The sequence below is a fragment of the Streptomyces sp. NPDC059567 genome, assembly GCF_042735655.1.
Lineage (GTDB): Bacteria > Actinomycetota > Actinomycetes > Streptomycetales > Streptomycetaceae > Streptomyces.
Genome location: NZ_JBHWBS010000170.1, coordinates 1 through 7,932 on the forward strand (window position 1 = coordinate 1; position 7,932 = coordinate 7,932).

The 7,932-nt window shown below is 76.0% G+C and carries 3 protein-coding genes and 2 pseudogenes; 1 reads left to right on the forward strand and 4 read right to left on the reverse strand.

The window, feature by feature from the left end; genetic code table 11:
* Positions 1 to 64: 64 nt before the first annotated feature.
* A pseudogene (locus tag ACFVZW_RS36255) lies at positions 65 to 457 on the reverse strand (RidA family protein); the annotation flags it as partial.
* Positions 458 to 593: 136 nt separating this feature from the next.
* On the opposite strand from ACFVZW_RS36255, the gene ACFVZW_RS36260 reads away from it, so the two are divergent.
* Positions 594 to 1,565: a helix-turn-helix transcriptional regulator gene (locus ACFVZW_RS36260; RefSeq protein ID WP_384530749.1), complete on the forward strand. Its 972-nt coding sequence runs from the start codon at positions 594 to 596 to the stop codon at positions 1,563 to 1,565.
* Positions 1,566 to 1,651: 86 nt separating this feature from the next.
* Here ACFVZW_RS36260 and ACFVZW_RS36265 read toward each other — a convergent pair whose 3' ends face one another.
* From ACFVZW_RS36265 to ACFVZW_RS36275, 3 genes and pseudogenes are all read right to left on the reverse strand, one after another.
* The gene (locus ACFVZW_RS36265) at positions 1,652 to 6,412 is read right to left on the reverse strand and encodes a hypothetical protein (RefSeq protein ID WP_384530751.1); all 4,761 of its coding nucleotides are present in this window, start codon (positions 6,410 to 6,412) and stop codon (positions 1,652 to 1,654) included.
* A gap of 56 nt (positions 6,413 to 6,468) precedes the next feature.
* Positions 6,469 to 7,365 (reverse strand): hypothetical protein, encoded by an 897-nt coding sequence (locus tag ACFVZW_RS36270; RefSeq protein WP_384530753.1) that lies wholly within the window; start codon positions 7,363 to 7,365, stop codon positions 6,469 to 6,471.
* A pseudogene (locus ACFVZW_RS36275) lies at positions 7,362 to 7,932 on the reverse strand (hypothetical protein); the annotation flags it as partial. The pseudogene ACFVZW_RS36275 and the gene ACFVZW_RS36270, both read right to left, overlap by 4 nt.

Genomic DNA, 7,932 nt, shown 5'->3' on the forward strand with positions numbered 1-7,932 from the left:
GGGCGGCGTCCCGACACGACTCCCGCCCGGCCCGGTCCCACCGCCACGAGCAGACGACGACACACGCGACGGCGGTTCCCTCGAGCTCGACCATCTGACCGGGGATCGCCAGGCGCGTCACCCCGAGCATCGTGGTGGCCGGCGCCACTCCGGCGCCGCCCAACCGCGCCGCCAGCCCGCCGTAGTGCCGGAAGAGCAGATCGACGTCGGTCGTGTAGACGTTCAGCCGCACGAGGTTCGCGAGAGACATGCCGGCCTCGCCGAGCACGGCCTCCAGGTTGTCGACGCTCAGCGCCAACTGCGCCGCCATGTCGCCCTCATGCTCGGGCTTGCCGTCGCCGCTCATCGCGGTCTGCCCCGAGATGTACAGGGTCCGTGTGTGCCCGGAGACGACCTCCCCCTGGTTGAACCCCATCTCCACCGACCACGTCACCGGGTTGACCGCGGTTCGCTCCATTGCCACGTCAGCTCCATTCGATTCATGGGGAGTACGTACGTCCGCCGGCTCGGTGGTCACCGGCCTCGACGTCGTGCTGACGAGCCTGCCAACAAATCACGACACCCTTGGTCATGTATTCCGTTAGGGTTCCCGCATGCGCGCCGACAGGCTGGTCTCCCTGGTGCTGCTGCTGCGCCAACGCGGTCGGCTGACCGCGGACACGCTGGCTCGCGAGCTGGGGGTGTCCACCCGCACCGTGCTGCGCGACATCGAGGCACTGTCCACGGCAGGCGTCCCGGTCTACGCCGAACGCGGCCGGCACGGCGGTTTCGCCCTGCTGCCCGGTTTCCGGACCGAACTCACCGGACTGAACCACGACGAGGCACTTGCCTTGCTGACCGCCGGATCAGGACGCGGCGAGCAGGCGTTCGGGCTCGGCTCGGCGCTCGCTTCGGCCATGCGGAAGGTGGTCGACGCGCTGCCCGACAGCCACCGGGCCACCGCGAGCGACGCGGCCCGGCGCATTCTCGTCGAGCCGGAGACGGACCTGCTCTCACGGCGGCTGGTCACTGACGAGGTACCCGACACCACGATGATCGAGGTCCGGCGCGCGGTGCTCGCCGGACACAAGCTGCGCATCCGCTACGCGGCCACGGGCGGGACACCACAGTGGCGCACGGTGGACCCGATCGGCCTGGTCACCGTACGCGACCGGGGCTACCTGCTCGCCACGAGATCCGGCGCGGACCGCACCTATCGGCTGTCGCGGATGTCGGCCGCCGAGGAACTCCCCGAAGCGGCACAGAGGCCGAACCAGGTCGATCTGGACCGGATCTGGAGGGAACGCGCCGCGCGGTTCCTCAGCGACGGCCACATCACCGTGCTGGTGCGGGTGAACCCAGCGCGGCGGGAGGACCTGCTGGACACCGCGCTGGCCGTCCGCGCCGAAGAGCCCGAGACAGACGGCCGGCTGCGGCTGGAGCTGACCTTCCAGGATTCACGACACGCCGAATGGGCACTGTGGCAGCTCGGCACGGATGTGGAAGCCCTGGCCCCGCAGTCGCTGCGCATCTCGCTGCGCGACCGCGCCATCGCGATCGCCGCCCGATACCAGGACTCGTCCTGATACGGCGGCCGCGAACTCCGCGCTGGTTGCCACGACGCGAACGGGAGAACGGCCCGGTCCCCTCACGGGGGCCGGGCCGTTCGTCGCTACTGCGGGACGGACTCCTCCACCTGCGAGCGGCGGAACATCCGGGTCGCGGTGATCTCGCCGTGGATCGCCTCGCCCTCCGCGCTCGGCTGCGGCAGCCCCGGGCGCAGATGCTCCTCCACGCTGATGTACTTCAGCCCGGCCCGCAGGTCGGCGTCGTTGCGCAACCGGATCACCAGCGGGAACTCCGCGAGCGCGGTCGTGTCGAACAGACCGGTCGTGTACAGCAGCTGGACGCCGAGGGCGTCCGAGACGGCCCGCTGGAGCTCCAGCAGATACGTGGCGTTCGCGCGGCCGATCGGATTGTCGAGGAACAGCGTGCCCGCATGCCGGTGCTTGTCCCGGCCCCGGTCGTTGGAGCGCAGCGCGGCCATCGTGCAGTACAGCGCGATGGCGGCGGTGAGGAGCTGGCCGCCGGAGAAGACGTCGCCCATCTGCCCGACCGGGACGCGCTCGGCCCGCAGCACGGCGTCCGGCTTGAGGATCTCGACCGCGATGCCGCGCGGCTCGAGCGCGGCCTGAACGCCCCGCAGGAGCAGCGACATTCCGTCCCGGCGCATGTCGGAGTTCTTCTTCACCGCGGCGCGGGTCGCCTCGTCGATGACCTCCCCGAGCCGCTCGCTGAGGGTGGCCTGGTCCGGCTCCTCGAAGCGGATCCGCAGGAACTCCTGCCCCGACCACTCGCCGAGGCCCTCGGGCAGCCGCGACAGGCGCTGCGCGGAGCGGAGCGTGGTCAGCGCGGACTCCACCAGTCCGCGCAGCCGGTCGACGATGGAGTCGCGGTTGCGCTCCAGCTGCTCCAGCTCGTCGGTGAGGACCCGGAGTCGGGGCGCGAACGCCTCGGCCCACTTGGCGGCGTGCTCGGGCAGTGCTGCGGCGGGCAGTTCGCGGATCTGCTGCCGGGCCGGGGTGCGGACCTGCTCGTAGCGGGTGGAGTTGGCGTGCCGGACGAGGATGTCACTGGCCTCGCGCACCGCCGCGTCGGCCGCGGAGAGCTCCGCGGCGCAGGAGCGCAGCGCGCGGCGGGCCTCGGCGGCGGTGTGCCGCGCCTCCTCCAGCGTGCCGGGGTACGTCTCCGGGCCGTCCTCCTCGTCCTCCCCGTGGTCGCGCAGCAGGTCGCGCAGGAGCGCGGCGGTCTCGTCGAAGCCGCCCGCGGCGTCCTCGGCGGTGCGGTGGGCCCGCAGGAGGCTCGCATGCGCGGTGCGCGCGGCTTCCAGGGCGTCGCTGCGGGCGGCGAGTTCGGTGGTGGCGGTACGGAGCATGGCCTGGGCCTGCTCGGCATCGACGGGGACCTGGTCCTCGGGCAGTTCGGTGTGCGACTCGCCGTCCTCGGGGGCCAGCCGTTCGGCCTCGCCGCGGAGCCGGCCGAGCTTCTCGCTCGCCTCGGACGCGCGGGTCTCCAGCATCTGGACCAGGGCTTCGGCGCGGGCGGCCGCGGCCTGGCGGGACGGGCCGTCGGCGCCGTCGGTGGATTCCAGGAGCTGCTCGGCGCGGGTGCGGACCTTGTTGGTGAGGCGGTCGAGCTCGGCGAGGGCGGCGGACTCGTCGCTCTCGGCGCGGGCCTGTTCGGCGCGCAGGTCGGCGCCGACGCCGACCTTCTCGTAGAGCTGGGACGCGGCGCGGTACGCCTCGCGGAGGGTGGGGAGCGCGGTACGAGGGGCGGCCGCGTCCTCCTCGGGGAGCTGGTCGGGGGCGCCGGCGATCTCGGCTCGCTCGGCGCGCTGGGCGCGGGCGGTGCGGTGGGCGTCGTCGGCGGCGCGCTGGGCGGCCCGGCGGTCCTCGTCGGCGGCGCGGGCGCGCTCCAGGCAGGTCTGGGCGCGGGCCTCGGACTCGGTCGCGTCGTCGGCCAGTTCGCGGAGCTTGGCCTGCCAGGCGGACCGCTCGCGCAGCCGGAACGCCAGGCCGGCGAGGGCGTCGGCGACGCGGCGGGCACGCTGGGCTGCCTCCTGGCGCTCGTCCCGTACGCGGGCGGCGTCGGCGGCGGCCTCGTCGGCCTCCGCCCGCACGGTCCGGGCCTCGGCGAGAGTGGCCGCGGCCGCCTCGGCGGTCTCGCGCGCGGTCGCGGCGACGGCGGCCAGCTCGGCGATCATGCCGGGCGGGCAGTCGGCCCGCCACGAGCCGATCCGGGCAGCGAGCGAACGGTCGCCGGTGAGGCGGGCCGCGAGGGTACGGATCTCCTCGTCGCGCGCGGCGGCGCGGGCGCGCAGGGCGTGCCGCTCCTCGTCGGCGGCGTGCTCGTCGTGCATGGCCGGGTTCGGCGGGACGAGGAACACGCCCGCGTCCTCGCCGGATTCCGGGGTCGGGACGGGCGCGAGCAGGGCGGCGGCGGTGCCGACCGCGACGGTGGAACGCGGCAGCAGGGCCGCCGTGCTCAGCACCTCACGGGCGCGGGCGTACGAGACGGGGTCGGTGATGACGACGCCGTCGACCAGCTCGGGGCGGGCGGCGAGGACGGCGGCGTGGTCGGCGGGGTCGACGGCCTGGGCGAGATAGCGCCAGCCGGGGAGGGCGGGGATGCCCTGCTCGCCGAGGTGCTCGACGGTGGCGAGCACGTCCGGTCCCGGCGGCAGCAGTCCCCCGTCGCCGAGGGCGCCGAGGATGCGCGAGTCGTCGGCCGCCGCCGTGCGCAGGTCGAAGAGCTGACGCTCGGCGGAGCCGATGGACTGGTCGAGCAGCCGTCGGAGTTCGTCGGCGTACCGGTCGAACTCGGTGACGGTCAGCGGGCCGGGGGTTCCTTCGGAACCGGGGTCCGGCGCGCCACCCGCGAGCCCGAAGGCGGCGCCGGGGGCGGCGTCCGCGCCCGAGCCGGGCTCGCCGGCCGGGCCGCGGCCGGTGGCGGCGCCCTGGCCCTCGGCGCCCGCTCCGGCGTCGGGCTCCCCCGCGCGCTGGCCCGGGAACGGGGAGGACGACTGTGCGGCCGGGAGACTCAGGAGTTCCGCCAGGCGGGCGTCGATGGCGAGGGACTCGGCGGCCCGGCGTTCCGCGTCGTAGGCGTTCTCGGCGGCCTCGGCCGCGTCCGTGGCGCGGGCGGCGGCGAGTTCGGCGCGGGACTCGGCGGCCGCGGCCTCGCGGGCCTGGTCGGCGGCGGTGCGGGCGGCGTCGCGGGCCGCGTCCCAGGCGGCGACCGTGGTCTTCTCGGCGTCGCTCGCGGCGAGGGCCGCGCGCGCCGGGTCGGCGTCCGGGGCGGTGTCGTCGAGCCAGCCCGCCCGTACCGCCTCCGCGGTCTCCTGCTCGACCTCGGCGAGGCGCTGACGCAGGTGTCCGGCCTCGCTGCGGGCGCGCTGGGCCTCGGTCGCGGCGGCGGTGGCGTCGCGGTGGGCGGTCTCCCCGGCGTCCTGGAGGGCCGCGGAGCGCTCCTCCTCCTCGGCTGCGTGCCGCTCCCCTTCCTCGGCGGCGGCATGCAGGGCGCGTACGAGATCGGCGGCGGCCTTGGCGCGCGCGGCGAGCGCGGGGGCGGCGTCGCGCTCGGCCTCGCGGATCGCTGCGGCGACGCGCGCGGAGCGGTCGCCGGCCGCGCGGTTGCGGAGCACGGCCTCGGCGGCCTGCCAGGCGGCATGCAGGGTGCGGGCGTCGGTGAGCTCGCGGCGCTGGGACGCGGCGCCCTTCTCGGCGACGGTCAGCGCCAGGGAGGCGTGCCGGTAGGCCAGTTCGGCGGCGATGAGGGAGCTGCGGCCGCGGGCGGTCTCGGCCTCGGAGACGGCATGCGCGGCGGAGGTGACCTGCTGGGCGAGTTCGGCGGTCCGGCCGCGTTCCTCGGTGGCGCGGGCGGAGAGGCGGCGGGCGAGCGTGCGGGTGCGGCGCTCGGACCCGGCGTGGACGTCACGCGCGCGTGCCCGTGTCCCGGCGGATTCGACGATGCGTCCGAGGAGGTCGACGGAGCCCGCGGTGAAGTCCCGCTCGGCGGTGAGTTCGGCGCGCCGGCCGAGCTTGTTGCCGAAGCCGCTGACGAGGTCGGCGAGACCGTCGGTGTCGCGGGTGTCGGTGACGGCCCGCAGGAGCAGGTCGGTGAAGTCGGAGTCCTTCTTGACCGCGAAGAGGCCGGCGGCCTCACCCTCGTCGGCGTTCATCTCCCGCTGGTAGCGGAAGAGTTCGGGGTCGAGACCGAGGTCGCCGAGGTGCTCGTTCCAGCGGTCGTGGATCTCCTCCCAGTAGACCTCCAGGTGCGGGTAGGCCTTCCCCGCCTCCGTGAGGGCGTCGCGGAAGCCCTTCATGGTGCGGCGGCGGCCCTGCGCGCCGGAGGCGCCCTCGACGGGTGCGCGGACGGCGGTGGACTCGGCGACCGGGAGGTTGTCCAGGCTCAGGCCGGGTCCGGGGCGGAAGGAGTACCAGGCCTCGGCGAACTTGCGCGGGTCGTTGGAGACCTGGCGTCCACGCCACTCGCTGGCCTTGCCGACGACGACGAGTTCGCCCGTGAGGGTGTGCTGCCACTCCAGGGCGACATGGCCGCAGTCGTCGGCGAGCAGGAACTTGCGGAGCACGCCGGAGCTGGCGCCGCCGAGGGTGTTGCGGTGACCGGGGAGCATGACCGAGAAGATCAGCTTCAGGAGGACGGACTTGCCGCCGCCGTTCTCCAGGAAGAGCACGCCGGCGGGCGCGGGGCGGCGCGGCGGGCCGACCGGCTCCTCCTCGAAGAACTCCGCCTGGGTGGGGGCGGGGTGGGGCACGGGCGCGCCGACTCCGCGCAGGTCCAGGACGGTGTCGGCGTAGCGCGCACCGGCGGGACCGATGGAGTAGAGGCGGACCCGGGACAGCTCGTACATGGCGGCGGACTCTCGTCGACTGGTTCGGTGATGACGCGGGGCGGTGGCGCGGGCGGTTACGCGTGGAAGGGCAGGCCGGCGTCGGCGGCGAGCTCCAGGTCGTCGCCCTGGGGCGGCGGCAGGAGCGTCGCGGTGCCGTCGCTGACGGGGACGACGCCGAGGTCGAGGAGCTCGGCCATGGCGGCGCTGCCCGCCATGTCACGCACCTGGAGCTGGTAGCGGGCGGTGGTGCGGTAGGCGCCGCCGGCGTCGTCTCCGGTGCGCTGGAGGAACCCGGAGTCGGTGAGGAAGGCGACGGCCTTGCCGACGATGCCGGTGGTGGAGCCGGCGAGGCGGCGGGCGTCCTTGGTGGCGCCGGTGGAGCTGCGGCGGGCGTAGATGCGCCAGGCGGCCTCCAGGCCGGGGGCGTCGGAGGCGGGGTCGGTGTTCTCGCCCTGCTCCTCGGCGCGCTCTTCGAGACGGCGGCAGGCCTGGCGTACGAAGGAGTCGACGCCGTTGACGGTGAGGCGGCCGATGTAGCCGTCGTCGGCGAGGTCCTCGGGCCGGGGGAAGGCCATGGCGGCGACGGCGAGGTGGGCGAGGCCGTGCAGGAAGCGGTCGGCGGAGTCGGTCGAGGCGCGGCGGGCGTAGTCGCCCATGCGGACGGCGAAGACGGAGTCCTCGCCGGCGGTGACGGCCATGCCGGCGCGCGGGGAGACCTCCAGGACGACGAGTCCGAGGCCGGTGGCGACGGCGTCGGCGAGGCGCGCGAAGGCGGGGTCCTCGCGGTAGCGCCGGAGCAGCTCGGCGTACTCGGCGTCGCGGGCGGGCAGCAGCTTGGGCTGGAGGCCGAACGAGACGAGCCGAGCGGCGTCGGCGGCGTCCGCGGGGGTGACGGCCGTGGGCACGGCGGGGGTGTGCGGGGGCTCCGGCTCGCTCCACGCGTCGGCGTGCTCGGCGTGGTGTTCGCTCACGGCTGGGGCTCCTCGGTGGGGGTGGTCGTTGGTGCGGCGGGGACGGGGCGCGGCAGGGGCAGGCGGACGGGGACGACGCGCACCGCAGGCCGCCGGGGCGGGACCTCGCCGGACGCGCCCGCGGGGGCGGTCAGCCGGACGGCCCGCACGAAGGGAGCCGGGCTCCGCCGCGCGGGCGCGGGTGCCGACACGACCCCGACGGCCATGACGGGCACGGCGGGCGTGGGGGCCGCGGCGGGCGCCGGGCCGACGGCGGGCGCCGGGCCGACGGCAGGCGCCGGGCCGACGGCAGGCGTGGGGCCCGCGGCCGGTGAGAGGCCCGCGGCGGGCGTAGGGGCCGCGGCGGGCGTAGGGCCGGCGGCCGGCGTAGGGCCGGCGGCAGGCGTGGGGCCCGCGGCGGGCGTAGGGGCCGCGGCGGGCGCCGGGCCGGCGGCCGGCGGATCCTCGCTGATCGGGAGCGGGACGGCGTCGGACGCCTCGGCCCGGGGAGGGTCGATGGCGAGCGGGGGCGCGGGGCCCGGCGGCGCAGGGGCGGGCACGCCCACCGGCGGGGGCGCCGCCGGGGCC

What these genes read in the sequence shown, in the direction of transcription:
- ACFVZW_RS36265 (WP_384530751.1), bottom strand. Translation starts at nt 6,412, where the DNA reads ATGTACGAGCTGTCCCGGGTCCGCCTCTACTCCATCGGTCCCGCCGGT.
- ACFVZW_RS36260 (WP_384530749.1), top strand. Translation starts at nt 594, where the DNA reads ATGCGCGCCGACAGGCTGGTCTCCCTGGTGCTGCTGCTGCGCCAACGC.